The sequence below is a fragment of the Microbacterium sp. NPDC057407 genome, from assembly GCF_042803895.1.
In the GTDB taxonomy this organism is placed as follows: Bacteria; Actinomycetota; Actinomycetes; order Actinomycetales; family Microbacteriaceae; genus Microbacterium.
The window spans coordinates 51,105-76,047 of sequence record NZ_JBHVCA010000007.1 but is presented as its reverse complement, the minus strand read 5'-3'; the positions used below and the strand labels follow the sequence as shown (position 1 = coordinate 76,047).

The window sequence follows — 24,943 nt, the reverse complement described above, 5'->3', positions numbered from 1 at the left end:
CGCGCCGCCCTCTCCCCCCACCCCCCCCCGCCCCCCAGACCCCCGGGGGCGCGGCGCGGGGGGCGGGGGTTTTGGGCGACTCGGTAGCGGAGGTCAGGCGCCGACGCGGATGAGCTTCTTGTTGACGAACTCGTCGGCGGCGAGCAGGCCCATCTCGCGCGAGGTGCCGGACCGCTTCACGCCGCCGAAAGGCAGCCCGGGCTCGTCGGCGAGCACGACGTTGACGTAGACCATGCCGGCGTCGATCTTGTCGGCGATGCGCTGCGCCTGCTCCTCGTCGGTGGTGAACACGTACGAGCCGAGTCCGTAGCTGGTGTCGTTGGCGACGTGCACCGCCTCGTCTTCGTCGGCGACCTTGTAGACGACCCCGACCGGGCCGAAGAACTCCTCGCGGTAGGCATCCATGTCGCTCGTGACGCCCGTGAGCACCGTCGGCGTGTAGTACGCGCCGTCACGTGTGCCGCCGGCCACGAGCTTCGCACCCTGCGCCACGGCCTTGTCGACCTGCGCGGCGAGGCGCTCCGCCGCCGTCAGCGATGAGAGCGGCCCGAGCACGGTGTCGTCGGCGAAGGGGTCGCCCACCTTCGCCTCGGTCATCTTCGCCGTGAACTTCTCGAGGAACTCGTCGTAGAGACCGTCGACGACGATGAAGCGCTTGGCCGCGTTGCACGACTGGCCGGTGTTGTCGAGGCGCGCGTCGACCGCCGCCTGGACCGCCCCGTCGAGGTCGTCGGTCGAGAGCAGGATGAACGGGTCGGACCCGCCCAGCTCGAGGGCGACCTTCTTGAGGTTGCGCCCCGCGATCTCGGCGACGGCCGCACCGGCGCGCTCCGAGCCCGTCACCGAGACGCCCTGCACGCGCGGGTCGGCGATGACCTTCGCGGCCTGGTCGTTCGTCGCGTACACGTTCGTGTACACGCCGTCGAGCCCGGCGTCGGCGTAGATCGACGCGATGGCGGCGGCCGACTCGGGGCACTGCGGCGCGTGCTTGAGGAGGATCGTGTTGCCGATCACGATGTTCGGGGCGGCGAACCGGGCGACCTGGTAGTACGGGAAGTTCCACGGCATGATGCCCAGCAGCACCCCCAGCGGGGAACGGCGGATGACGGCGGTGCCCTCGCCGTCGATGTCGATCGGCTGGTCGCCCGTGATCTTCTCGGCGTGGTCCGCGTAGTACTCGGTGATGTCGGCGGCGAAGTCGACCTCGCCCAGGGCCGCCTCGAGCGGCTTGCCCATCTCGCGGACGATGATCGCCGCGAGCTCGTCGCGCCGCTCGCGGTGCAGCTCCGCGACCTTGCGGATGCGCGCCGCGCGCTCCGACACCGGAACCGTCCGCCACGACTGGTACGCCGTGTGGGCGCCGGCGATGGCCGCCTCGAGCTGCTCGTCGGTGATCGTCGGGTAGGTGGCCAGGGTCTCGCCCGTTGCGGGGTTGACGACGGCGTAGTCACTCATGTGGTTTCTCTCCGATCGGGTGGGTGGTCACAGTCTGCCGCTCAGCGGCGCGAACGTCGAAGGCTTTCCGGTGCTTCCACACCTAGTGTCTCGCCGCGGAAGAATGCCGGACGCTTGATCGCCTGCCAGATCATGATGACGACGCCGGCGAGGATCACGGTGACCCCGAGGATGAACACCAGGCCCACGCCCGCGATGTTCGACCCGCTGCCGTAGTCGGGGTCGATGCTGTCGATCAGCGTGATGACGAACAGCACCGCGAGGATCACCCCGCCGACGAGCGGGAAGAGCAGCGTGAAGAAGAACGACCGGGCGCTGTCGAACCACTGCTTGCGGAAGTACCACACGCACGCGAAGGCGGTCAGACCGTAGTAGAAGCAGATCATCATGCCGAGCGCCGTGATGGTGTCCCACAGCACGTTCTCGCTGAGGAACCGCATGACGGCGTAGAACGCCGACGCCACCACGGCCGAGACGATCGTCGCGTACCCGGGCGTGAAGAAGCGCGGGCTGACGCGGGCGAAGCTGTCGGGCAGGGCCTTGTAGTGGCCCATCGCCAGGAGCGTCCGGGCAGGACCGACCGCGGTCGACTGCAGCGATGCGGCCGAGCTCGTCAGCACCGCCAGCGACACGAGGAACGCGAGCGGACCGAGCACGGGGTCGGAGAGGTAGAAGAAGACGTTGCCCTGGATGTCTTCGTTGCCCAGGCCCAGCTCCCCCGTGCCCACCCCGGCGAACGCGAGCAGCGAGATCGAGATGAGCAGGTACAGGCCCGCGACGATCAGCACCGTGACGGTGGCGGCACGGCCCGGGGTCTTCTCGGGGTTCTTCGTCTCCTCGTTCATCGTGAGGACGACATCCCATCCCCAGAAGATGAAGATCGACAGCGAGAGCCCCGCGACGACGGCGCCGAAGTCGCCGACGGCGAAGGGGTTGAACCACGACAGCTCCACCGGGCTGGCGTCGAACGCCGTCCCGTTCGCGACGTGCACGAGTGCGGCGACCGAGAACAGCACGAGCACGAGCACCTGGAATCCGACGAGGAAGTACTGCAGCTTCTGCGTGGTCTGCAGGTCGCGGTACGACACGACCGTCGCGCCCAGCATGAACAGCAGGCAGACGGCGACGTTGATGAAGGGGTTGAACGCCAGGTCGGCGATCGCGCCGTCGGTGCCCGCGAGCTGGTCGATCAGCAGGAACAGGAACTCCACCGCGATGCCTGCCAGGTTCGACAGCACGATGACGGTGGCCGCGACCAGTCCCCAGCCCGTCATCCAGCCGATCCACGGGCCGAAGGCCCGCACGCCCCACGTGAACGACGTGCCGGAGTCGGGCATCGCGCGGTTCAGCTCGCGGTAGCCGAGGGCGACGAGCAGCATCGGCAGGAACCCGACGATGATGATCGCCGGCACCTGGAAGCCGACCTCCGACACCGTGGGGCCGAGCGAGGCGGTCAGGGTGTACGCCGGCGCGATCGTCGAGATGCCGATGACGACGGCACCGACCATCCCGACGGTGCCCGCGCTCAGCCCCTTCTTCGACAGCGTGCCGGTGACCGGCTCTCCGGTCAGCGATCCGGTCTGGGCTTCGGTGCTCGTGCGACCGCTCATCACTGCGCCTCCTTCTTCTTCTTGCGCGTGCGCGGCACGACGATCATGGGTACGGGGAGTTCGTGCAGCATCTTCGCCGCCGTCGACCCCAGGAACAGGCGGCGCGGGCGCGCCAGGCGGCTCGACCCCACCACCGCGATCTCGCCGGGCTCCCAGCTGAGATGCGAGACGGCCTCTTCGATGCTGTCGCCGAGCCCGACGACGGCCTCGGTCTCGGCGCCCTTCGGCAGGGCGCTGCGGGCGTGCACGAAGACCTCGTCGGCGTGCAGGGCGGCCGACTCGTTCGCCGCGATCCCCGCCGGCAGGTCGATCGCCACCAGCGAGACGAGGCGCAGCTCGGCACCGGTCGCCGTGGCGAGCGCCAGGCTCTCCTCGAGGAGCAGGTCGGCGCCGGCGCGCGTGCCGATGGCCGCCGTGATGCGCGTGATGCCGCTCTCGGGGTCGATGCGCCGCGCTCCCTCGGGGGCGAGCACGACCGGAACGTCCGACGAGTGCAGCAGCTCGCTCGCGACCGTGCCGAGGCGGTGGCGCCCGCGCAGGCCGCCGTTGGCCGCACCGACGACGATGTGCGATGCGCCGACGTCGTGGGCCGACTCGATCAGCCCCGCCGCGAACGACTCGCCGAAACGCACGTGCGTGCGGACCCGCACCGACGCGGGCAGCGAGGCCGCGGCATCCGTCAGCCACTGCTCCGCCTGCTCGCGCAGGTAGCGGTCGTACGCCGCGTCGGGCGGCGTGATGACGCTGCGCTCCTCGCCCGGGAGCACCACGACCAGGTGGAGGGAGGAGTCGGATGCCAGCGCCAGGCGCGCGGCGAGGGCGACGGCGTCGGCTCCTGCCTCGGTGGCGGTGTAGCCGGCGATGATGCGACGGGTCATGCTCGGGTCTCCTCGATGATGCGGGCGGCGACGAGGCGGCCCATGCGGATCGCGCCGTCGACGTGCTGGTAGCCGGCGCCGGCCATGTCGCTGCAGGCGAAGTGGATGGGGCCGACGGGGGTGCGCAGGTCGGCGCCGTAGCGCGCGAGGCCGCCCAGGTCGAAGCTGGCGGCGTAGGCGCCGCGCGTCCACTCCTCGGCGCCCCAGTCGCTCTCGAAGTACACGAGCGGGTTCTTCGCCTCGGGGCCGTAGTAGTGCGAGAGGGATTCGAGGATCCGCTCCTTGCGCTCCTCGGCCGAGACCCGGAACAGGTCATCGGCGTTGCGGTCCGACACGAAGCCGACGAGCGTGCCGCGCTCGTCGCCGTGGTTGGTGTTGTCGTAGGCCTCGTGCGACAGTTCGTAGGGGCTGAACGCGGTGCCCGACAGCCCCTGCTCGCGCCAGAACGGGCGGTCGTAGACGGCGTGCACCTTGATGACGAACCCCATCGAGAGGTGCTGGTGCATCTGCTGCTTGAGCCGCGGCAGGGCGGGCTGGAACTCGATCCACGGGTAGAGGATCGGCGCGTGGGCGAGGATCACGAACCGCGCCTGCACCTCGAGGCCGGCGTCGGTCACGACGCGGACGCCCTCGTCGCTCGACCAGTGCACCTCGTTGACCGCCTGGCCGAGCAGCACGTCCTCGCCGAGCCGCTCGGCGAGGAGGAGGGGCACCTGCTGCAGTCCTCCGACGACGCGCTCGTCGAGGATGTAGTCGGCGTCGACGAGGTGCGTGAAGCTGCCGGCGCTCGCGGCCATCAAGAGGGCTTGCAGGGCCGAGAAGGCGTAGGCGGGCTTCGTCAGCATCGCGCCCGCGATGAAGAGCGCGATGTTGTCGCGGGCCTCCTGGTCGGGCGTCTGCTCCTCGAGCCACGCCTCGAACGAGATGCGGTCCAGCGCGTCGGCGTCGGGGTGCTCCCACGGCCGGTCGGGGTCGACCTGCGCGACCATCTCGTCGAGCTTCTCGATGAGCCGCACGATCTCCTTCTCGGTCTCGGGCGCGACGGGGAAGATCTCCCCGGTGAAGCGGCGCACCGCGCCGTCGCGCCCGATGTAGACCGAGTCGCCGTCGCGATAGCGGCTGTAGGTCTCGAGCCCCAACTCGGCGATCGTCTCCTTGAGCGCCTCCTGGTCGGGCGAGACCCACTGGCCGCCGACCTCGAGCATCGCCCCGTCCACGACATCGGTCCACAGCCGTCCGCCGACGCGGTCGCGCGCCTCGAGCACGACGACCGAGAGCCCCGCCTTCCTCAGTTCGTTCGCCGCCGTGAGTCCGGCGGCGCCGGCCCCCACGATCACGACGTCACGGGTGAGCTGTGACATGAGACTCCTCTGTCTTGTCCGCTGCGCGGGGCGGACGCGGGCGAGCCGCGGTCGGCGTCTCGCCCGCGTCCCACTTCTGGGCGCCTGAGGGCTGCCAGGCGACGGGGTTTCGGGACATGCCCCGGAAGAACCGGGACACGTCGGGGGTCAGGATGCCGCGAGCGACGCGGCGACGACGTCGAGGCCCTCGTGGAGCAGGTCGTCGGTGATGGACAGCGGCGGCAGGAAGCGGATCACGTTCCCGTAGGTGCCGCAGGTGAGGACGATGACGCCCTCGGCGATGCAGGCCTTCGCGACCGCGGCGGTGAGCGCGGCATCCGGCTCTCCCGTCGACGGGTCGACGAACTCGGCCGCGACCATGGCGCCGTGTCCGCGGACGTCGCCGATGCGCGGGTCGGCTGCCTGGAGGGCGCCGAGGCGGTCGGCGAGGATCGCGCCGATCTCGCGGGCACGCTCGATCATGCCGTCGTTCTCGAACACGTCGATGGCGGCGAGCGCCGCCGCGCAGGCGATGGGGTTTCCGCCGTACGTGCCGCCCAGTCCGCCGGTGTGGGTGGCGTCCATGATGTCGGCGCGTCCGGTGACGGCGGCGAGCGGGAGCCCGCCGGCGATGCCCTTCGCGGTCGTGATGAGGTCGGGGACGATCCCGAAGACCTCGCTGGCGAACATCCGGCCGGTGCGCGCGAATCCGGTCTGGATCTCGTCGGCGATGAACACGACTCCGTTGGCCCGGCACCAGTCCACGATCGCGGGGAGGAAGCCGTCGGCGGGGACGATGAAGCCGCCCTCGCCCTGGATGGGCTCGATGATGACGGCGGCGAGGTTGTCGGCGCCGACCTGCTTCTCGATGATCGAGATCGCCTTCTTGGCGGCATCCGCCCCGCTCAGTCCGTCGCGGAACGGGTACGACAGGGGGGCGCGGTAGATCTCGGAGGCGAAGGGGCCGAACCCGCTCTTGTAGGGCATCGACTTGGCCGTCAGCGCCATCGTCAGGTTCGTGCGGCCGTGGTAGCCGTGGTCGAAGGCGACGACGGCCTGCTTGCCGGTGAACTTGCGAGCGATCTTCACGGCGTTCTCGACCGCTTCGGCGCCCGAGTTGAACAGGGCGCTCTTCTTGGCGTGGTCGCCGGGCGTGATGCGGTTGAGCGCCTCGGCGACGGAGACGTACGAGTCGTACGGGGCGATCATGAAGCACGTGTGGGTGAACTGGGCGACCTGCGCCTGCACGGCCTCGACGACCTTCGGGTGCGCGTTGCCGATCGTGGTCACGGCGATGCCCGAGCCGAGGTCGATGAGCGAGTTGCCGTCGGCGTCGACGATGACTCCGCCGCCGGCGGCGACCGCGTGCACGGGAGCGGTGTGCCCGACACCCGCCGCGACCGCGTCGGCCTTGCGGGCGATGAGCTCCTGCGAGCGCGGACCGGGGATGCTGGTGACCAGCCGCCGCTCCTGCGGCAGGGTCGGACCGCCGAGGGGCGTTTCGGTGAGAGTGTCGACTGCGCTCATGGGGGCGAGCGTAAGCGTCGGCCGGACCCCGTCGCACCTTCCCGGTTGTACATTCTCTTTAGCCCGCTGTACGGGCGGTACATCCGGAGGACCATGAGCACCGTCGCCGACAACCCGACCCTGCGCGCACTGCTGTCGCGCAGCGACCTGCGGCTGTCGCTGACCGGAGAGGACCACCTCGAGCCGGGGACGCTCGATCAGGCCGTGCGCTGGGTGCACAGCTCCGACCTCTCCGACCCGACCCCGTTCCTCTCGGAGGGGCTCGTGCTGCTCACGACCGGCCGCCAGTTCCAGGACGCGCCGGACGACCCGGGGGCGTATCGCGCGTACGTCCACCGCCTCGCAGCCCGCGGCGTGGTGGGACTCGGCTTCGGCACCGAGGTCGTGCGCGACGGCATCCCGCCGGCGCTCGTCGAGGCGTGCCGCAGCGAACGGATGCCGCTGTTCGAGGTGCCCTATCGCACCCCGTTCATCGCGGTGGCCCGGGCCAACGCCGAGGCGATCGCCGCCCAGGCCTACGCGCGGCGCAGCTGGGCCCTCGCCGCGCAGCGCGCGATCGCTCTCGCCGCACTGCGGCCGGACGGCCTCGGCGCGACCGTGGCCGAGCTCGCCCGGCAGCTGGACACCTGGGTCGGCATGTACGACGCCGCCGGCGAGCTGTCGCGCGAGCATCCCGCCGACGGCCTCGACGCCGCCACGGCCGAGGCGCTCGGCCGCGAGGTGGCCGGCGTGCTGAATCGGGGGGCGCGCGCCGGCTCCTCCCTGCGGATCGACGGCACCCCGTTCAGCCTGCAGACCCTCGGTCGCGGCGGACACCTCCGCGGCGTGATCGCCATCGCGGCGAGCGACCTCGACCAGGAGGGCCGCGGCGTCGTGACGGCCGTGATCGCCATGGCCGGTCTCGCGCTCGAGCAGCAGCAGGGCCTCAGCCGCGCCCGGGGCGCCCTGCGGGCGGGGCTGGTGCAGACGCTGATGGCCGACGACCCGGCGCTGGCCCGGCGCATCGCGCGCGAACTCTCGGGCCCGCTCCCGGCCGCGCCCGTCGAGGTGGCGGTGACGGATGCCGCGGCATCCCGCACCGATGCGATCGCCGAGCTGCTCGAGCTCAGGGTCGACGAGAAGCGCGGGTCGCTGTTCTTCGGACGCGGCGACGACGGTCTCGTGCTCGTCGTGCCCGCGGGCGACCGCAGCGTGATCGACGAGGTGGCGGAGCGGTTCGGCGTGCGGATCGGGGTGTCGGAACCGACCGGATACGACGGCTTCGCCGCCGCCGTGGGGCAGGCGCTGGTCGCCCGCGAGCGGGGGTCGGCGCCGGTCACGTCGTTCGCCGAGGTGGGGAGAGCGGGCGTACTCTCGGCCCTCACCGACGAGGCCCGCGCGCTGGCCCGCGCCGAGCTCGCTCCGCTGACGGATCACGACGCCCACGAGGGCACGCGGCTGGTCGAGACGCTGCAGGTGTGGCTCGAGCACGACTGCTCGCACGAGGCATCCGCCCGCGCCCTCGGCGTGCACCGCCACACCGTCCGCACCCGGCTCGCCCTCGCCGAGCGGGTGCTCGGCCGCGACCTGACGTCGTTCGCGACCCGCGCCGAGCTGTGGGCGGCGCTTCGCGCCCTCGACCCCCGCTGACCCGCTGGGGTCGGGCCCGCGGACGCCGCGTGCACAACGTCGGCGATCCGCCGCGGAGACGCGCGCAGGGGCGGGCGTGACGGCCGATCCGACCCGGAACGCCGAAGTCGTGCACAGCCGGCCGACGGGCCCCACCGCGCACGGGGCCGACGCTGTGCACGGCGGGCGGCCGGATCGGGGACGGATCGGCCGGACCGCCCGGCCCCGCCGCACGGGAGGATGAGGGCATGACCGACGAGAATCGCGTGCCCAACGGAGACGTGTCGTGGTGGTGGCGTCAGCTCGGCGGCGCGCCCGCACCCCGGGCGGCGCTCCCGGGTGACACCGAGGTCGACGTCGCGATCGTCGGCGCCGGCTATACCGGCCTGTGGACCGCCTACTACCTGAAGTCCCTTCAGCCCGACCTGCGGATCGCGGTGCTCGAGCAGCGGTTCGCCGGGTTCGGCGCCTCGGGGCGCAACGGCGGCTGGCTCACCAACACCGTCACCGGCGGGCGCGAGCGGTACGCGGCATCCCACGGTCGCGACGCCGCGATCGCCCAGCAGCGGGCCCTGAACGACACCGTGGACGAGGTGATCGCCGTGGCCGCGCGGGAGGGCATCGACGCCGACATCGTCAAGGGCGGCGAGTTCGGCGTCGCGCGCACGCCGTCGCAGCTCGCGCGGCTGCGGGCGGCGGTGGCGTCCGAGAGGTCGTGGCCGGATACCGACGTGGAGGAGCTGGATGCCGCCGCCACCGCCGAGCGGATCCGCATCGCCGGCGCACTCGGCGGGGCGTGGCATCCGCATTGCGCCCGCGTGCATCCGGGCAAGCTGGTGGCCGGGCTCGCGGCGGCGGTGGAGCGCCTCGGCGTGCCGATCTACGAGCAGACGACCGTGTCGCGGATCGAGCCGGGCCGGGCGATCACCGACCGGGGCACGGTCCGGGCCGGCCACGTGCTGCGCGCGACGGAGGGGTTCACGGCCGACCTGCACGGCGAGCACCGCACGTGGCTGCCGATGAACTCGTCGATGATCGTGACCGAGCCGCTGCCCGCGTCGGCGTGGGCGACCATCGGCTGGGACGGCCGTGAGACGCTCGGCGACTTCGCCCACGTCTACATGTACGCCCAGCGCACCGCCGACGACCGGATCGCGTTCGGCGGCCGGGGCGTGCCCTACCGGTACGGGTCGCGGGTCGACACCGACGGCTCGACGCAGGAGCGCACGATCGCCTCGCTCACGCGGCTGCTGCGCGACTTCTTCCCGGATGCTTCGGACGTGCCGGTCGCGCACGCCTGGGCGGGAGTTCTCGGCGTCCCGCGCGACTGGGCCGCCACGGTCGGCCTCGACCCCGCGACCGGGCTGGGCTGGGCGGGCGGATACGTCGGCACCGGCGTGACCGCCACGAACCTCGCCGGCCGGACGCTCGCCGACCTCGTCCTGCGCCGCGACACCGACCTCGTCCGGCTGCCTTGGGTGGGGCACCGCGCCAGGAAGTGGGAGCCCGAGCCGCTGCGGTGGACGGCCGTGAACGCGATCTACACCGCCTATCGGATGGCCGACCGGGCCGAGGCATCCGGTTCCCGTGCCCGCACGGCGTGGCCCGCGCACGTCGCGGACGTCGTCGCCGGCCGCCACTAGCCCCCGCGCGCGCGCTCCCGCCGCGGCGCTCGTGCCGCGGCGCTCGTGCCGCGGCGCTCGGCCCCGCCGTTCGGGGCGCCTTCTCGCGTTCGGGGCGTGCACGGACGCGCCCCGAACGCACCAACGCGCCCCGAACCCGGGCCTTTGGCGGGCGAGCAGGACGCGAGCGCCAGAGCGGGCGGTAGCACGCGGGCGGATGCTGCGCCAGAGGGTGCACGGACCGCCGGGCCGGCGGCATCCTGCGGTCGATGAGGCGTTTCTCATCGCCAATACCTTTCATGTGTCAGGTTTTTGGCGTAGGGTCTCATCGACGGCGCCGCGCGTGCGCCGACACACAGCCGAGGCAGGGCCGCCACGGGGCGGCGACGACCGATGGAGGCGTCAGACCGATGATCAGAACCAGAACACGCAGGACTTCCCGCCTGGCCGCCGCCGGCGCGGTCACCATTGTGGGAGCGCTGCTCCTCGCCGGATGCGGGCGCAGCGACGCACCCGTCGGCGGCGACGGGGGCGAGGGCGGCGGCGACGCCATCGACGACTCCCCCGCGACCGGAACGGTCGAGGTGTGGGCCATGGGCAACGAGGGCGAGGTGCTCGACGAGCTCGCGGCGCAGTTCGAAGAGGAGAACCCCGACGTCGACATCGAGGTGACCGCCGTGCCGTGGGAGAGCGCCCACGACCGGATCGCCACCGCGATCGCGGGCGGCGAGACCCCCGACGTGACGATGCTGGGCACCACCTGGGTCGGAGAGTTCGCCGCGACCGGCGCCTTCGAGCCCACCCCCGAGGGTCTCGTCGACGAGTCGTCGTTCTTCGAGGGATCGTGGGACACCGCCGTCGTCGACGAGGTCGCCTACGGAGTGCCGTGGTACGTCGACACCCGCGTGCTGTACTACCGCACCGACCTCGCCGAGAAGGCCGGGGTCGAGCCGCCCACCACGTGGGACGAGTACACCGAGTTCACCCAGGCGCTCCGGACCGCGGGCGCCGAGTGGGGCGTCTCGCTGCCCCCGGGCGGGTTCGACTCGTGGCAGTACGTCGCGCCGCTCGCGTGGCAGCAGGGCGGCGACATCCTCAATGAGGACGGCACGGAGTTCACCTTCGACACCCCGGAGTGGGAAGAGGCGTTCTCGTTCTATGCGAGCTTCTTCGAGGACGGCATCGCCGAACCGCGCCGACTCGAGGGCGGCGAGATCGAGCAGGCCTTCATCGAGGGCGAGGTCGGCGCGTTCTACAGCGGTCCGTACCACGTGAGCCTGCTGCTCGACCAGGGCGGCGAGGAGTTCGCCGACAAGTTCGGCGTCGCGATGGTGCCCGGCGAGGACAGCCGCACGAGCTTCACCGGCGGCGGCAACCTCGCCGTGTTCGAAGACACCGAGAACCGCGACGCCTCGTGGAAGTTCGTCCGGTGGCTGAGCCAGCCCGAGACGCAGCTCGAGTGGTACGACATCTCGACCGACCTGCCCAGCGTTCAGGCCGCCTGGGACGACTCGACCTTCGCCGAAGACCCGTACCTCAGCGTCTTCGGAGAGCAGCTCGCCGACTCGAAGGCTCCCCCGGCGATCCCCACGTGGGCGCAGGTGTCCGCCGTGATCGACCAGGAGCTCGAGAAGGTCACCCGCGGGCAGGCGACGCCGGCCGACGCCGTCCAGACCATCCAGAAGCAGGCGTCCTCGATCGGCACCGGTCAGTGACTGCCACCCTCGCGGCACCGCCGCGGCGCCCCGCACCTCGTGCGCGGGCGTCGCGGCGGGACCGCCGCATGACGCTCACGGCCTGGCTGTTCGCCGCGCCGTTCGTGATCCTCTTCGTCGTGTTCATGGCCGGGCCGATCGTCGGGTCCCTCGCGATGAGCTTCACCGACATGACGACCCGCGACCTGCAGACGCCGTTCCAGGTGAACGTGGTCGGGTTCGACAACTACATCCGGCTCTTCCAGGACCCGCGCTTCGTGCGGTCGCTGGTCAACACGTTCACGTTCGTCGTGGTCGCCGTGCCGCTGACGATCGCCCTCGCCATGGCCGTCGCGATCGCGCTCGACAAGGGGATCCGCCGCTTCCGCACGGTGTACCGGGTGGGGTTCTACGCCCCCGTCGTCACGAGCATCGTCGCGATCGCGATCGTCTGGCGGTTCATCCTCCAGCCCGACGGACTGCTCAACGGGTTCCTCGCGATCTTCGGCATCCAGGGTCCGGACTGGCTGCAGGACCCCGCGTGGGCGCTGCCGTCGCTGATCATGATGGCCGTCTGGCGCAACATCGGCACGCTCATGGTCATCTTCCTCGCCGCCCTCCAGGGCGTGCCGCGCGAGCACCACGAAGCCGCGATGGTCGACGGAGCCAACGCGTGGCAGCGGTTCTGGAACATCACGATCCCCGCGATGCGCCCCGCCATCCTGTTCGCCGCGGTGATCACCGGCATCGGCTTCCTCCAGTTCTTCGAAGAGCCCTACGTGATGACCCAGGGCGGCCCGCTCGACGCGACGCTGTCGACCGCCATGTATACGTACGACCAGTTCGGCTTCGGCAACTACGCCTATGCCTCGGCGGCCAGCTACGTGCTGTTCCTCGCGATCGTGCTGCTGTCGCTCATCCAGTTCCGCTTCCTCGGAAGGAAGGACTGACATGACCGTCCTCGCCTCTTCCTCGGTGACCGACACCGACGTCGTTCGCCCCGAGCCCCACCCGGCCGGCCGTCGCGGCCGCGCCGAGCGGCCCCGCTGGTGGCTGTACATCGTGCTCACCCTCGGCCTCATCTCCATGGTGATGCCGTTCGTGTGGATGATCCTCGGCTCCTTCAAGAGCGACGCCGAGATCCGGCGGAACCCGACCGGATTCCTGCCGCAGAACTTCACCTTCGAGAACTATGAGACCCTGTTCGGCCGCCTCGACTTCGCGACGTTCTTCGTCAACAGCGTCATCGTCGCCGTGTTCGTGACGCTCGGCAACATCGTCTTCTGCTCGATGATCGGGTACGCGCTGGCGAAGCTGCAGTTCCGCGGCAAGAAGCTGCTGTTCACGCTGGTGATCGGCACGCTCATGGTCCCCGGCGTGGTGACCTTCGTGCCGCTGTTCGTGCTCACGGCGAACCTGGGTCTGGTCAACTCCTACCCGGGCCTGATCCTGCCGTTCCTCGTCTCGCCGCTGGGCGTGTTCCTCATGCGGCAGTTCATGCTGAGCCTTCCCGACGAGCTCATCGAGGCGGCCCGCATCGACGGCGCGAGCGAGTGGCGCATCTTCCTGCGCATCATCATGCCGATGTGCGGCCCGGCTGTGGCCACGCTGACGATCCTCACGTTCCTCGCCAGCTGGAACAACTTCCTGTGGCCCCTGGTCGTGGCGACGAAGGAGGACATGTACACCCTCCCGGTGGCCCTGGCCCTGTACTCCGTCACGCAGAACGCCGCCCGGTACGGCCTGATGATGGCGGGCGCGGTCGTGGTCGTCGTCCCGATCCTCATCGTGTTCGTGTTCCTGCAGCGCTACTTCGTGCAGGGCATCGCGCTCACCGGCATCAAGTGACCCGAGCGGATGCCTCGGCCCCCCGCACCGCGCGGGCCGAGGCATCCGGTTCCCCTCTCAAGAAAGGACCATCCGTCCGATGGACTTCCCCGAAGGCTTCCTGTGGGGTGCGTCGACCGCGGCGCACCAGATCGAAGGCGGCAACGTCAACTCCGACTGGTGGCAGCGCGAGTGGGGGCACCTGCCCGGCGCGCCGATCGCCGAGCCATCCGGAGACGCGGCCGACAGCTACCACCGTTACGCCGAAGACATGGCGCTGCTCGCCGACGCGGGCCTGGACACCTACCGGTTCAGCATCGAGTGGGCCCGGATCGAGCCCGAACAGGGCTGGATCTCGCGCGCCGCCATCGACCACTACCGCCGCATGGTGGCCACCGCGCAGGCTCTGGGGCTCGAGCCGATGATCACGCTGCACCACTTCACGAATCCGCAGTGGTTCGCCCGCGAGGGCGGATGGCACGCGGATGCCGCAGCCGAACGCTTCGCCCGGTACGTCGAGGCCGCGCTGCCCGTGCTCGACGACGTCGAGCTGGTCTGCACGATCAACGAGCCGAACATGGTGTCGGTGCTCGCCGATCCCGAGGTCGGCTTCCCCTCGGTGGGGCTGCCGCCCGGCGTACCCGCGGTGACGGACCGCCTGATCGACGCGCACAAGCGCGCGGTCGACATCGTGCGCGGGGCAGGGGGCCTCGCCGGCTGGTCGGTCGCCACGCAGGCGTACCAGCCGCTCGAGGGGGCGGAAGGCGTCGCCGCCGAGTACGGCGCCTCGCGTGAGGACGTGTTCCTCGACGCGGCGCGCGGCGACGACTGGATCGGCGTGCAGGCCTACACGCGCACCAAGATCGGCCTCGACGGGCCGCTGGCGATCCCCGACGAGGCCGAGCGGACCCTGACCGGATGGGAGTACTACCCGCCGGCGGTGGGCGACGGCATCCGCAACGCATGGGCCCGCTCCGGCGTGCCGGTGTACGTGACCGAGAACGGCATGGCGACCGCCGACGACAGCCGCCGCATCGACTACACACGCGGGGCGCTCGAGGCCGTGCACGCGTGCATCGCCGACGGCGCCGACGTGCGCGGCTACCTGCACTGGAGCCTGCTCGACAACTACGAGTGGGGCAGCTATAAGCCGACGTTCGGGCTCATCGCGTGGGACCGCGAGACTTTCGCCCGCACGCCCAAGCCGAGCCTCGCGTGGCTCGGCGAGGTCGCCCGCGCCAACGCCCTGCGCTGACCCCCGCCGCTCCCCCTCGCGACCCGCCGCCGCTCCCCCTCGCGACCCGTCGCCCCTCCCCCCTCGCGACCCGCCGCCCCTCCCCCTCTCGCGACCCGCCGCCCCCGACCCGACTCGCCAAGACACGCCGATTGCGCGCACGCGGCACGGCGTGTTTTGGCGACTCGAGACGCCGCTACCCGAGTCGCCAAGACACGCCGATCGCGCGCACGTCGCACGGCGTGTCTTGGCGACTCGACGGGGCGTGGGGGCGCGCCGTTGGGAGGGTGCGCGCGGTGCGGGTCAGGGGCGCAGGTAGCCGCGCACGAACTCGGCGAACAGGGCGTTCATGTCGACGCTGTCGTCGAGCAGCCACTGCTGCTGGATGCCGTCCATCACGGCGCTGATCAGCCGCGCGGCCAGCGCGGGGTCGATGTCGGCGCGGATCTCACCGTCGGCCTGCGCGGCCTCGAGGATCGGGGTGGCCCCTTCGGCGCTCTCGCGGTACCGGCGCGCGAAGTCCTCGTGGGCCGGGTGCTCGGAGTCGGTCGCCTCGGCCGACACCGTCGCGTACAGCTGGGTGAGACCGCGCGACTCCTGGTTGTACGCGACGACCTTCGTCGCCTGCTGGATCAGGGTGTGCTCGGCGGGGTCGCCCGCCGCGGCGCGGATCGCCTCGTCGCGCTGACGGAGCACCTCGGTGAACAGCTCCTCCTTGTTCGCGAAGTGGTGCATGAGGCCCGTCGGGGTCAGTCCGACACGCTTGGCGATCTCGCGCAGCGACCCCGAGTGGAAGCCGCCGCGCGCGAAGACGACGAGCGCCTCATCGACGATCTGCTGGCGGCGCGCCTGTCCTTTGGCGTAGCTGCCGCGGGGAGCGCGCACGGGCCGGGCCGAGGCATCCGTTCGGGATGCCTCGGCCTCGCTGCCGTGCGGCTCTTCGCTCACTCTCGCGCTCTCCACTCGGAGCCGAAGTCCTGCGCCGCCATGGCCGGGCGCAGGCGCTTCTCCATCTCCTTGTCGACGAAGTACCGCTTCAGGGTATCGCCGGTGAGCTCGTTGCCGATGGCCGCCATGATCATGGACTGGTCGAGCGACAGGTAGCGCTGGGCGACCGTACCGCTGCCGACGGCCACCGCGTCGTAGAAGCCGCCGGGTCCGTACGCACCCAGGTCGTCTTCCAGATGGCGCAGGTTGTCGAGCACCCCGGCGCGGTCGTACGGCAGCGCGAGGAAGCTCGCGTGGGGCGTCACGACGCCGTCGCCGAACTCCGGATCGGGGTTGGCGCCCTCGGTGCAGCCGGGGCGGTCGATGTCGACGTCGGTCGCCTCGGCATCCGACACGTAGCCGTCGGAGCGCATCCCGGCGAGGTCGACACCGTACTCGGCGTAGCCGCCGAAGGGGTTGCTCGCGGGCGAGAAGCCCCACGCGCCGTACTCGGCGTCGGTCAGACCGTGATGCTTCTGCACGGCGACCGTGATCGGGTGGTTGACCTTCCACGACTTCGTGCCCCAGGTGGTCTCGGGCACGAGCAGGTCGGGCATGAGGGCCTCGAACATGCTGCCGCCCCAGCTCGGCACGAACGACATGCCGGCGTAGGAGTAGACGCCCTCCCAGACCCGGAATCCGGCGTACGTGCGATAGGTGCCGGTCGGCAGCTGCTCCTGCCAGGCCCAGTCGCAGCCGGGAGGCATCGTGCGGTGCGTTCCGTAGAGCGCCGTCGCGGGGATCTCGCCGTTCGCGATGCCGAGGTAGGTCGCGATCCGGCTCTCGCTCACCGTCGTGTCGTAGTGGTGGCAGGTGTAGTACGCCGTCTCGCCGGAGCCGTTGTACATCGGCGCTTCGACGCTGCATCCGGGAGGCGCGGCGTCCCAGAACCCGCCGCGGTTCGTGCCCGCGGGCAGGTTGGCGGCGCCGGCCGGGTCGAAGAACGCCGAGAAGTCCATCGAGTCGTACAGCGCGTCGGCCTGGTCGGCGAGCGCGGGCTCCGCTTCGCGGACGATCCGGAGGGATGCCGCGAGCCACCCGTTGTCGACGGTGCTGAGGAACGGGTGCACGGCGTCGCCGGAGTCGGGCCAGGTGGTGAGCTTGGCTCCGGTGGCCGGGTCGTACCAGTTGTAGTACATGCCGCTGGCGTCGTTGCGCTCGAGCGTCTCGAGGGTGTCGAGGGTGGTCGCGATGCGGTCGTGCGCCTCGGCCTCGTCGATGATGCCGAGGTCGCGGGCGGTCACGGTCGACCACAGGTACCCGCCGATGTTGGTGGGCGAGGTGTAGGCACCGGCCGTCCGGAGGTCGCCGGTGACGTTGTCGGACGGGAGGCCCGTCGACTCGTCGGTCATGGCGTCGAGCGAGGCCCACGTGTCGTGGGCCCACCTCTCGAGGTCGTCGGTGCCCGGTCTCCCGCCGGCGGCGGCGGGGGCTCCGCCCACCGCCGCGGCCGCGGCGGGGGCTCCGCCCACCGCCAGTCCGGTCGCCACGAGCCCTGCCAGGGCGACGCCGGTCATGAGTCTCTTCATCGCGCTCTCCTCGTCGAAAGCGGCTCCGTCGGGCGGAACCGTCGGTTCCGCAAAACCTAACACGCGTCAGGTATTCGCGGAACCGCGGCATCCGCTCTCTCACGCGTCTCTCACCCGGCTGGGGCGTGTGCTTCCCCGCGCGGGCGACCCGCGCGCCGGCGCCTGGCGCTGCAGCAGCCTGTAAGTGCTGCGTCGTGCGCCGGCGCGTCTGCCGGAAACGGCAGCGCAGAAGTCGGCGGAAGCGACGCGACGCCGGCGAGAGAATCAGCGCGGGGCGTGGGCCTCGAGGAACTCGTACACGTCGGTCGTGTCGACCCCCGGGAACGCGCCGGTCGGCAGGGTCGCGAGCAGGGTGCGCGGCGTGCGCACGTTGGGCCACGAGTGGTCGCGCCAGGATGCCTCGAGCTCGGCCGGTGCGCGACGGCAGCACACCTCGACCGAGTGCTTCGACACGCCCCGGTGCGGGGTGTCGCGGCCGAGGAACCACTTGGTGTCGTCGAACCGCACGCCGACGCTCACCGAGTGCGCGCCCTCGCTGGACTGCTCGACGCGCGCCGTGCACCAGTACGTGCCGTTCCCCGTGTCGGTGTACTGGTAGTACGGGTTGAAGTGGTCGTCGACGTCGAACACGACGCGGGACGTCCACTTGCGGCAGCACATCTGGCCCTCGATCGAACCCAGCCGATCGGTCGGGAAGTTGACGTCGTCGTTCTCATAGGCCTTCGTGATGGTGCCCGACTCGTGCACCTTCAGGAAGTGCACCGGGATCCCCAGGTGCACGGTGGCGAGGTTGGTGAAGCGGTGCGCCGCCGTCTCGTACGACACCGAGTACGCGTCGCGCAGGTCTTCGATCGAGATCGCGCGGTCCTTCTTCGCCTCCTGAAGGAACGGCACGGCGTGCTGCTCGGGGATGAGGAGAGCGCCCGTGAGGTAGTTCGTCTCGACGCGCTGCCGCAGGAACTGCGCGTACGAGGTGGGCTCGGTGTGCCCGAGGATGCGGCTCGACAGCGCCTGCAGCACCGCCGTGCGCGGGTCGCCCTTGGTGGTCAGCCGGCTCGAAAGGTAGAGCCGTCCGTTCTTGATGTCGGCGACGCTGCGAGTGGTCTGCGGCAGGTCGGGGACGTAGTGCAGGGTGAAGCCCAGGTGCGCGGCGATGTCGGACGCGGTGCGCTGGGTGAGCGGGCCCCCGGGATGGTCGACGGCGTCGAGGATGGCGCGGGCATGCCCCTCGAGCTCTTCGAAGTAGTTGTTCTGCGTGCGCATCAGGCGCCGCAGGGCGACGTTCGCCCGCCGCGCCTCTTCGGGCGTCGCGGCGCGCTCGTCGCGGAGACGCTCGATCTCGGCCTGGAGAGCCAGCATCGCCTTGAGCGCCTCGTCGGGCACCGTCTTGCCGATGCGGAACGGCGGGATGCCGAGAGCCTGGAACGTCTGCCCCCGCATCGCCCGCTCCAGCGCGATCTCCAGTGTGGACCGCTCGTCGAGCGGCTCGGAGGCGAGGAGCCCGTCGAGCGACGTGCCCAGTGCGCGCGCGATCGCCTGGAGCAGCGTGAGCTTCGGCTCGCGCCGGCCGTTCTCGATCATCGACAGCTGGCTGGGCGCCCGGTCGACGGCCGCGGCCAGCTCTTCCAGCGTCATGCCGCGCTGCGCGCGCAGCTGGCGGATGCGTCGGCCGATCGTCAGGGAGTCCACACCCTCATCGTCGGGGAGGTCCGCACCCGCTTCGCGGGTCAACGCCGTCGTCATGGCGCGATTCTGTCACGAAAACAGAAAGATCACGAAACTTCACACCCGGATTCGTCGTGGGGCAGGCCCTTCTTCACCCCAGAGTGGTCAACACGCACCCCGCCGAAGCCACGGGCCGAGGCATCCGAATCAGGAGAACGACATGACGATCCACGCCACCCCCGGCCAGCCGCCCCTCCGGGCGGGCGACCAGACGCAGACCGCCGCCGAGCTCCAGGAGATCTGGGACACCGATCCTCGCTGGGACGGCATCGAGCGCACCTACACCGCCGACGACGTCGTCGCGCTGCGCGGGTCGGTCCGCGAGGAATCGACGCTTGCACAGCGGGGGGCCGAGAACCTCTGGAACCTGCTGCACACCGAGGACTACATCCGCGCGCTCGGCGCCTACACGGGTGGACAGGCGGTTCAGCAGATCCGCGCCGGCCTCAAAGCCATCTACCTCAGCGGCTGGCAGGTCGCCGCCGACGGCAACCTCGCCGGGCAGACCTACCCCGACCAGAGCCTCTACCCCGCCAACTCGGTGCCCGCCGTCGTGCGACGCATCAACAACGCGCTGCTGCGTCAGGACCAGATCGAGACCGCCGAAGGCGGGGCGACGCGCGACTGGCTCGCCCCGATCGTCGCCGACGCCGAGGCCGGGTTCGGCGGACCGCTCAACGCGTACGAGCTCGCCCTGTCGCTGATCCAGGCGGGCGCGGCCGGCATCCACTGGGAGGACCAGCTGGCCTCCGAGAAGAAGTGCGGCCACCTCGGCGGCAAGGTGCTCGTGCCGACGCAGCAGCACATCCGCACCCTCAACGCCGCCCGCCTCGCCGCCGACGTGGCCGGGGTGCCGACGGTGATCGTCGCCCGCACCGACGCCCTCGCCGCCGACCTGCTCACAAGCGACGTCGACGAGCGCGACCAGGCGTTCACGACCGGCGAGCGCACCACCGAGGGGTTCTACCGGGTGCGGCCCGGTCTGGAGTCGGTCATCAGCCGCGGCCTCGCGTTCGCGCCGTACGCCGACCTGCTGTGGGTCGAGACGGGCGAGCCCGACATCGAGCTCGCCCGGGCCTTCGCCGCGGCGATCCACGAGCGGTTCCCGGGCAAGCTGCTGGCGTACAACTGCTCGCCGAGCTTCAACTGGAAGCGTCACCTCGACGACGCCCAGATCGCGTCGTTCCAGGCCGAGCTGGCCGAGCTGGGCTACAAGTTCCAGTTCATCACGCTGGCCGGATTCCACGCCCTGAACTACTCGATGTTCGACCTCGCCCACGGCTACGCCGAGCGCGCCATGAGCGCGTACGTCGAGCTGCAGGAGGCGGAGTTCGCCGCCGAAGCCCGCGGCTACACCGCCACCAAGCATCAGCGCGAAGCCGGCACCGGATACTTCGACCGCGTGTCCACGGCGCTCAACCCCGACAGCGCCACCCTCGCACTCGCGGGCTCCACCGAGACCGCCCAGTTCCACTGATTCCGGATGCCGCGGCCGGCCGATCCCGCCGCGCCGCGGCATCCGTCCCCCACGATTCTCCGAACGGACAGGACAGGACCATGACACCCGCGACCACCGCCCCGATGCGCACGCGCACGGGGCCCATCCCCACCTGGACCCATGAGCCGACGATCGAGATCGCCGGCCGCATGCGCCCCCGCTACGACGAGATCCTCACGCCCGAGGCGATCGCGTTCCTCGCCGAGCTGCACCACCGGTTCGCCGCACGACGGCACGACCGCCTCGCCGACCGCCTGCGCCGCCGGTTCGAGATCGGGAACGGCCACGATCCGCAGTTCCGGCACGACACCCGGCACGTCCGCGACGACGCCGAGTGGCAGGTCGCGGGCGCGGGGCCCGGGCTGGAGGACCGCCGCGTGGAGATCACCGGCCCCACCGACCCGAAGATGACCATCAACGCGCTGAACTCCGGCGCGAAGGTGTGGCTCGCCGACCAGGAGGACGCCACCTCGCCCACCTGGAAGAACGTCGTCGAGGGGCAGCTGTCGCTGCGCGACGCGATCCGCGGGGAGCTGTCGTTCACGAGCGCCGAGGGGAAGGAGTACCGGGTCACCGCGAGCGAGACGCCGACCATCGTCATGCGCCCGCGCGGGTGGCACCTGACCGAGGAGCACGTGCGCTTCACCGACCGCACCGGCCGCACGATGGCCGCCTCGGGATCGCTGGTGGACTTCGGGCTGTACTTCTTCCACAACGCCGCACGGCTGATCGCCGACGGGCGGGGCCCGTACTTCTACCTCGCCAAGCTCGAGTCGAGCGAGGAGGCGAAGCTGTGGGACGACGTCTTCACCTTCAGCGAGCAGCGGCTCGGCATCCCGCACGGAACCATCCGCGCGACGGTGCTCATCGAGACCCTGCCGGCGGCGTTCGAGATGGAGGAGATCCTCTTCGAGCTGCGCGACCACTGCGCCGGGCTCAACGCCGGGCGGTGGGACTACATCTTCTCGATCATCAAGAACTACCGCGGCCGCGGCGCCCGGTTCGTGCTGCCCGACCGCAGCGAGGTCACCATGACGGTGCCCTTCATGCGGGCGTACACCGAGCTGCTCGTGAAGACCTGCCACAAGCGGGGCGCGCACGCGATCGGCGGGATGAGCGCGTTCATCCCGAACCGCCGCGACCCCGCGGTGACCGAGCGCGCGTTCGAGAAGGTCGCCGCCGACAAGAAGCGCGAGGCCGGCGACGGGTTCGACGGCACGTGGGTCGCGCACCCCGACCTGATCCCGGTGGCCCGCGCCGAGTTCGACGCGGTGCTCGGAGACCGCCCGAACCAGCTCGACCGGCAGCGGCCCGAGGTGGAGGTCGACGCCGCGCAGCTCATCGACGTGCACATCGGCCGGCCGATCACGGCAGCGGGGGTGCACGCGAACGTCTCGGTGGCGATCCGGTACCTCGAGGCATGGCTGCGGGGCCTGGGCGCCGTCGCGATCGACAACCTCATGGAAGACGCCGCCACTGCCGAGATCAGCCGCAGCCAGGTGTGGCAGTGGATCCACCAGGACCGCACCACCGAAGACGGAACGCCGATCACCCGCGGCTACGTCGAGGGGCTCATCGAGCGGGTCCTCGGCGAGGTCGACCGCCGTGACGGCGACCGGTTCGACGACGCCGCGTCGGTGTTCCGCGAGGTCGCCCTGGGCCAGGACTTCCCGGCCTTCCTGACCCTGCCGGCCTACTCGCGGTTCCTCGTCGAGACCGACTGAACGACGACGGATGCCCCGGCCCTGCCCTTCGCGGTGGGCCGGGGCACCCGTCTTCGCCACCCGTCGAGGTGAAAGCGCGGGGATGAGATGAGTGTTTCGTGGCCTGCGGCACCGCCCGAGCAGGTTTCGTCCCCGCGCTTTCACGCCCGGCACGGTCTGTCGCCGAGGTCTTCGCAATCCGGACAGTCCCCCGCGGGCGCGCGGGCTACGCTCGAAGGCGTGACAGAACGCGCCCCGCTCTCCCGCAAACTCTCCGCCATCGCCGAGTCCGCGACGCTGAAGGTCGACGCCAAGGCGAAGTCGCTCCAGGCTGCCGGCCGCCCCGTCATCTCCTATGCCGCCGGCGAGCCCGACTTCCCGACGCCGCAGTTCATCGTCGACGCCGCCGCTGCCGCCCTCACCGACCCGGCGAACTTCCGCTACACCCCGGCGGCCGGCCTCCCGGTGCTGCGCGAGGCCATCGCCGCGAAGACGCTGCGCGACTCGGGCCTCGAGGTCGACCCTTCGCAGATTATCGTCACCAACGGCGGCAAGCAGGCCGTCTACCAGGCGTTCCAGGCCGTGCTGAACCCGGGCGACGAAGTCCTGCTGCCCGCGCCGTACTGGACCACCTACCCCGAGGCCATCGCGCTGGCTGACGGCGTCCCGGTCGAGGTGTTCGCCGGCGCCGACCAGGACTACAAGGTCACGATCGAGCAGCTCGAAGCGGCCCGCACCGACCGCACGACCGCGCTGGTGTTCGTGTCGCCCTCGAACCCGACCGGCTCGGTGTACACGCCCGAAGAGACCAAGGCCATCGGCGAATGGGCGGTCGAGCACGGCATCTGGGTGATCTCCGACGAGATCTACCAGAACCTGGTCTACGAGGGCGTGCGCGCCGTGTCGATCGTCGAGGCGGTTCCGGATGCCGCGGCCCAGACGATCCTCGTCAACGGCGTCGCCAAGACCTACGCCATGACCGGGTGGCGGGTCGGCTGGATGGTCGGCCCGAAGGACGCGATCAAGGTCGCCGCCAACCTGCAGTCGCACCTCAGCAGCAACGTCAACAACATCGCGCAGCGCGCGGCGCTGGCCGCGCTGTCGGGCCCGCAGGCCGAGGCCGAGCAGATGCGCCTCGCCTTCGACCGCCGTCGGCGTCTGATCGTGTCGGAGCTGTCGAAGATCGAGGGTGTCACGGTGCCGAACCCGCTCGGCGCGTTCTACGCCTACCCCGACGTGCGGGGCCTGCTCGGTCGCGAGTGGCGCGGCAAGACGCCGACCACGACGCTCGAGCTCGCCGACCTCATCCTCGAAGAGGCAGAGGTCGCGGTCGTGCCGGGCGAGGCGTTCGGACCCAGCGGGTACCTCCGCCTGTCGTACGCGCTCGGCGACGACGCGCTCCTCGAGGGCGTGCAGCGACTGCAGCGGCTCTTCGCCTAGCGCGCGAGTCGTGGCATCCGTTCGCCTCTCGGTCCTCCTCGCTCGACCTGGCGAGTCGCCAAGACACGCCGATCGGATCGCTCCGTCTTCCTGAGTCGCCAAGACACGCCGGTCGCGTCGCTTCAGACCGGCGTGTCTTGGCGACTGGCGGTTTGGGGAGGTTCCTCCACAACGGGCATGTGCGCAGGCCTTTCCGCCGTCGGCGGCAGACCGAGACGACGGATGCCTGGGCCAGAGCAAGCTCGTACCCGTGCGCCGCAGCGAGTTGCCTCAGGACCTCGGAGACGCGTTCACCGTTGCGGCCGCCCGATCCTCCGGGGTCTCGTCGGGTCGCCTTCAGGCGCGATCTCTGTCCGCGCCCTTCCACGGCGCCCGCACGACGCGCCGTCTGACGCAGCACGAGCAGCTGCAACTGCTCATCGACACACTGCCGGACCATGCGTTCGCCTGCGGTCCCACCGCCGCGGTGCTCCACGATCTCCCACTGCCTGCTCCGCTCCAGCTCACAGCCTTCACGGAACCGACCATCGGCGTTCCTCTGCCCCACAACCGCATACGTCGCCCCGCGGTGACGGGCCGCGCGCTCCGAGTGACCCCACAGCAGCTCACCGAAGTCCGCGGCATCCGCTGCACCGGCCTCACTCGCACGTCGGTTGATCTCGCGCCCGCGCTCGATCTCGCGCGGCTCGTTGCGGTCACGGACCACCTCATCGCCCGGCGAGGCGGCCGGCTGACGCTCGGCGCGCTGCACGAGGCGCACCGGCAAGCCGGGTCCGGACGCGGTTCACGCACGCGGGCCGACGCGTTGGCCCTGTGCGTCGGTGGCTCGGAGTCGCCTCGAGAGTCGGAGACGCGGGTCGCACTCGTTCTCGCCGGACTTCCCACTCCCGAAACGAACGTCGAGATCTGGGACGGCGGTCGCTTCGTCGCGCGCGTAGACATGCTCTATCGCGACCGCAAGATCGTGATCGAGTACGACGGCGAGTACCACTTCACCCACGCCCAATGGCAGAGAGACCGATCCCGACGCGCTGCCCTGGCGGAACTGGGTTATCACATCGTCGTCGTCGCCTCCGCCGATCTGGCGGACCCCGCATCGTTGACCGCTCGCATCCGGCGGCTTCTCGGCGGGTGACTCCCGGCACGCAAGACCGACTCGCCAAGACACGCTGGTCCGCGGGCGGATCGTCGGCGTGTCTTGGCGACTCGCGGTGTCCGCGTCGCGGTGCTGCGTCCATGCAAGACCGACTCGCCAAGACACGCCGG

At 71.0% G+C, this 24,943-nt stretch carries 18 protein-coding genes; 10 read left to right on the top strand and 8 right to left on the bottom strand.

Features of this window, described 5'->3' with window-relative positions:
* Positions 1–93: 93 nt before the first annotated feature.
* From ACFUTX_RS15590 to gabT, 5 genes are all read right to left on the bottom strand, one after another.
* Positions 94–1,455, bottom strand: coding sequence for an NAD-dependent succinate-semialdehyde dehydrogenase (locus tag ACFUTX_RS15590; RefSeq protein ID WP_378866701.1), 1,362 nt, complete (start codon positions 1,453–1,455; stop codon positions 94–96).
* Positions 1,456–1,496: 41 nt separating this feature from the next.
* Entirely contained in the window at positions 1,497–3,065 is a 1,569-nt protein-coding gene (locus ACFUTX_RS15585) for an APC family permease (protein WP_378866698.1), read from the bottom strand.
* Positions 3,065–3,943 carry a universal stress protein gene (locus tag ACFUTX_RS15580; protein WP_378866695.1) on the bottom strand — a complete coding sequence of 293 codons (879 nt, stop codon included), beginning with the start codon at positions 3,941–3,943 and terminating at the stop codon, positions 3,065–3,067. Before ACFUTX_RS15580 ends, ACFUTX_RS15585 begins: the two co-directional genes overlap by 1 nt.
* Positions 3,940–5,304, bottom strand: coding sequence for a flavin monoamine oxidase family protein (locus tag ACFUTX_RS15575; RefSeq protein WP_378866692.1), 1,365 nt, complete (start codon positions 5,302–5,304; stop codon positions 3,940–3,942). The genes ACFUTX_RS15580 and ACFUTX_RS15575 overlap by 4 nt, the downstream gene beginning before the upstream one ends.
* 147 nt (positions 5,305–5,451) lie before the next feature.
* A complete protein-coding gene (gabT, locus tag ACFUTX_RS15570; RefSeq protein WP_378866689.1) occupies positions 5,452–6,810 on the bottom strand; it encodes a 4-aminobutyrate--2-oxoglutarate transaminase in 1,359 nt (452 codons plus the stop codon).
* Positions 6,811–6,903: 93 nt separating this feature from the next.
* On the opposite strand from gabT, the gene ACFUTX_RS15565 reads away from it, so the two are divergent.
* The 6 genes from ACFUTX_RS15565 (at position 6,904) to ACFUTX_RS15540 (ending at position 14,816) form a co-directional block, all read left to right on the top strand.
* Positions 6,904–8,439 (top strand): PucR family transcriptional regulator, encoded by a 1,536-nt coding sequence (locus tag ACFUTX_RS15565; RefSeq protein ID WP_378866687.1) that lies wholly within the window; start codon positions 6,904–6,906, stop codon positions 8,437–8,439.
* A gap of 227 nt (positions 8,440–8,666) precedes the next feature.
* Positions 8,667–10,061, top strand: a complete 1,395-nt coding sequence (locus tag ACFUTX_RS15560; RefSeq protein WP_378866684.1) for an NAD(P)/FAD-dependent oxidoreductase — start codon at positions 8,667–8,669, stop codon at positions 10,059–10,061.
* Between the two features lie 389 nt (positions 10,062–10,450).
* Complete coding sequence (locus tag ACFUTX_RS15555) at positions 10,451–11,755, top strand: sugar ABC transporter substrate-binding protein (protein ID WP_378866682.1); 1,305 nt, start codon at positions 10,451–10,453, stop codon at positions 11,753–11,755.
* Between the two features lie 68 nt (positions 11,756–11,823).
* Complete coding sequence (locus tag ACFUTX_RS15550; RefSeq protein ID WP_378866679.1) at positions 11,824–12,684, top strand: carbohydrate ABC transporter permease; 861 nt, start codon at positions 11,824–11,826, stop codon at positions 12,682–12,684.
* 1 nt (position 12,685) lies between these two features.
* On the top strand, positions 12,686–13,582 hold the full coding sequence (locus tag ACFUTX_RS15545) for a carbohydrate ABC transporter permease (RefSeq protein ID WP_378866676.1): 897 nt from the start codon (positions 12,686–12,688) through the stop codon (positions 13,580–13,582).
* 79 nt (positions 13,583–13,661) lie between these two features.
* Positions 13,662–14,816 carry a glycoside hydrolase family 1 protein gene (locus ACFUTX_RS15540; RefSeq protein ID WP_378866673.1) on the top strand — a complete coding sequence of 385 codons (1,155 nt, stop codon included), beginning with the start codon at positions 13,662–13,664 and terminating at the stop codon, positions 14,814–14,816.
* A 282-nt stretch (positions 14,817–15,098) separates the two neighbouring features.
* On the opposite strand, the gene ACFUTX_RS15535 is transcribed toward ACFUTX_RS15540, so the two are convergent.
* The 3 genes from ACFUTX_RS15535 to ACFUTX_RS15525 all read right to left on the bottom strand — a co-directional run bounded on the left by ACFUTX_RS15535 (position 15,099) and on the right by ACFUTX_RS15525 (position 19,054).
* A complete protein-coding gene (locus ACFUTX_RS15535) occupies positions 15,099–15,743 on the bottom strand; it encodes a TetR/AcrR family transcriptional regulator (RefSeq protein ID WP_378866671.1) in 645 nt (214 codons plus the stop codon).
* Positions 15,740–17,311, bottom strand: a complete 1,572-nt coding sequence (locus ACFUTX_RS15530) for a glucoamylase family protein (RefSeq protein WP_378866669.1) — start codon at positions 17,309–17,311, stop codon at positions 15,740–15,742. Before ACFUTX_RS15530 ends, ACFUTX_RS15535 begins: the two co-directional genes overlap by 4 nt.
* A gap of 264 nt (positions 17,312–17,575) precedes the next feature.
* Positions 17,576–19,054 (bottom strand): helix-turn-helix domain-containing protein, encoded by a 1,479-nt coding sequence (locus ACFUTX_RS15525; protein ID WP_378866666.1) that lies wholly within the window; start codon positions 19,052–19,054, stop codon positions 17,576–17,578.
* Positions 19,055–19,196: 142 nt separating this feature from the next.
* Here ACFUTX_RS15525 and aceA point away from each other — a divergent pair, with 142 nt between their 5' ends.
* The 4 genes from aceA (at position 19,197) to ACFUTX_RS15505 (ending at position 24,812) form a co-directional block, all read left to right on the top strand.
* Positions 19,197–20,513: an isocitrate lyase gene (gene aceA / locus ACFUTX_RS15520; protein WP_378866664.1), complete on the top strand. Its 1,317-nt coding sequence runs from the start codon at positions 19,197–19,199 to the stop codon at positions 20,511–20,513.
* 80 nt (positions 20,514–20,593) lie between these two features.
* Entirely contained in the window at positions 20,594–22,258 is a 1,665-nt protein-coding gene (gene aceB, locus ACFUTX_RS15515; RefSeq protein ID WP_378866661.1) for a malate synthase A, read from the top strand.
* Between the two features lie 219 nt (positions 22,259–22,477).
* Positions 22,478–23,677 (top strand): pyridoxal phosphate-dependent aminotransferase, encoded by a 1,200-nt coding sequence (locus ACFUTX_RS15510; protein WP_378866659.1) that lies wholly within the window; start codon positions 22,478–22,480, stop codon positions 23,675–23,677.
* Positions 23,678–23,927: 250 nt separating this feature from the next.
* Complete coding sequence (locus ACFUTX_RS15505; protein ID WP_378866656.1) at positions 23,928–24,812, top strand: endonuclease domain-containing protein; 885 nt, start codon at positions 23,928–23,930, stop codon at positions 24,810–24,812.
* Positions 24,813–24,943 lie beyond the last annotated feature (131 nt).

What these genes read in the sequence shown, in the direction of transcription:
- ACFUTX_RS15545 (WP_378866676.1), top strand. Translation starts at nt 12,686, where the DNA reads ATGACCGTCCTCGCCTCTTCCTCGGTGACCGACACCGACGTCGTTCGC.
- ACFUTX_RS15560 (WP_378866684.1), top strand. Translation starts at nt 8,667, where the DNA reads ATGACCGACGAGAATCGCGTGCCCAACGGAGACGTGTCGTGGTGGTGG.
- ACFUTX_RS15590 (WP_378866701.1), bottom strand. Translation starts at nt 1,455, where the DNA reads ATGAGTGACTACGCCGTCGTCAACCCCGCAACGGGCGAGACCCTGGCC.
- ACFUTX_RS15525 (WP_378866666.1), bottom strand. Translation starts at nt 19,054, where the DNA reads ATGACGACGGCGTTGACCCGCGAAGCGGGTGCGGACCTCCCCGACGAT.
- aceA (WP_378866664.1), top strand. Translation starts at nt 19,197, where the DNA reads ATGACGATCCACGCCACCCCCGGCCAGCCGCCCCTCCGGGCGGGCGAC.
- ACFUTX_RS15555 (WP_378866682.1), top strand. Translation starts at nt 10,451, where the DNA reads ATGATCAGAACCAGAACACGCAGGACTTCCCGCCTGGCCGCCGCCGGC.
- ACFUTX_RS15575 (WP_378866692.1), bottom strand. Translation starts at nt 5,304, where the DNA reads ATGTCACAGCTCACCCGTGACGTCGTGATCGTGGGGGCCGGCGCCGCC.
- ACFUTX_RS15580 (WP_378866695.1), bottom strand. Translation starts at nt 3,943, where the DNA reads ATGACCCGTCGCATCATCGCCGGCTACACCGCCACCGAGGCAGGAGCC.
- ACFUTX_RS15565 (WP_378866687.1), top strand. Translation starts at nt 6,904, where the DNA reads ATGAGCACCGTCGCCGACAACCCGACCCTGCGCGCACTGCTGTCGCGC.
- ACFUTX_RS15550 (WP_378866679.1), top strand. Translation starts at nt 11,824, where the DNA reads ATGACGCTCACGGCCTGGCTGTTCGCCGCGCCGTTCGTGATCCTCTTC.
- aceB (WP_378866661.1), top strand. Translation starts at nt 20,594, where the DNA reads ATGACACCCGCGACCACCGCCCCGATGCGCACGCGCACGGGGCCCATC.
- gabT (WP_378866689.1), bottom strand. Translation starts at nt 6,810, where the DNA reads ATGAGCGCAGTCGACACTCTCACCGAAACGCCCCTCGGCGGTCCGACC.
- ACFUTX_RS15530 (WP_378866669.1), bottom strand. Translation starts at nt 17,311, where the DNA reads ATGAAGAGACTCATGACCGGCGTCGCCCTGGCAGGGCTCGTGGCGACC.
- ACFUTX_RS15585 (WP_378866698.1), bottom strand. Translation starts at nt 3,065, where the DNA reads ATGAGCGGTCGCACGAGCACCGAAGCCCAGACCGGATCGCTGACCGGA.
- ACFUTX_RS15540 (WP_378866673.1), top strand. Translation starts at nt 13,662, where the DNA reads ATGGACTTCCCCGAAGGCTTCCTGTGGGGTGCGTCGACCGCGGCGCAC.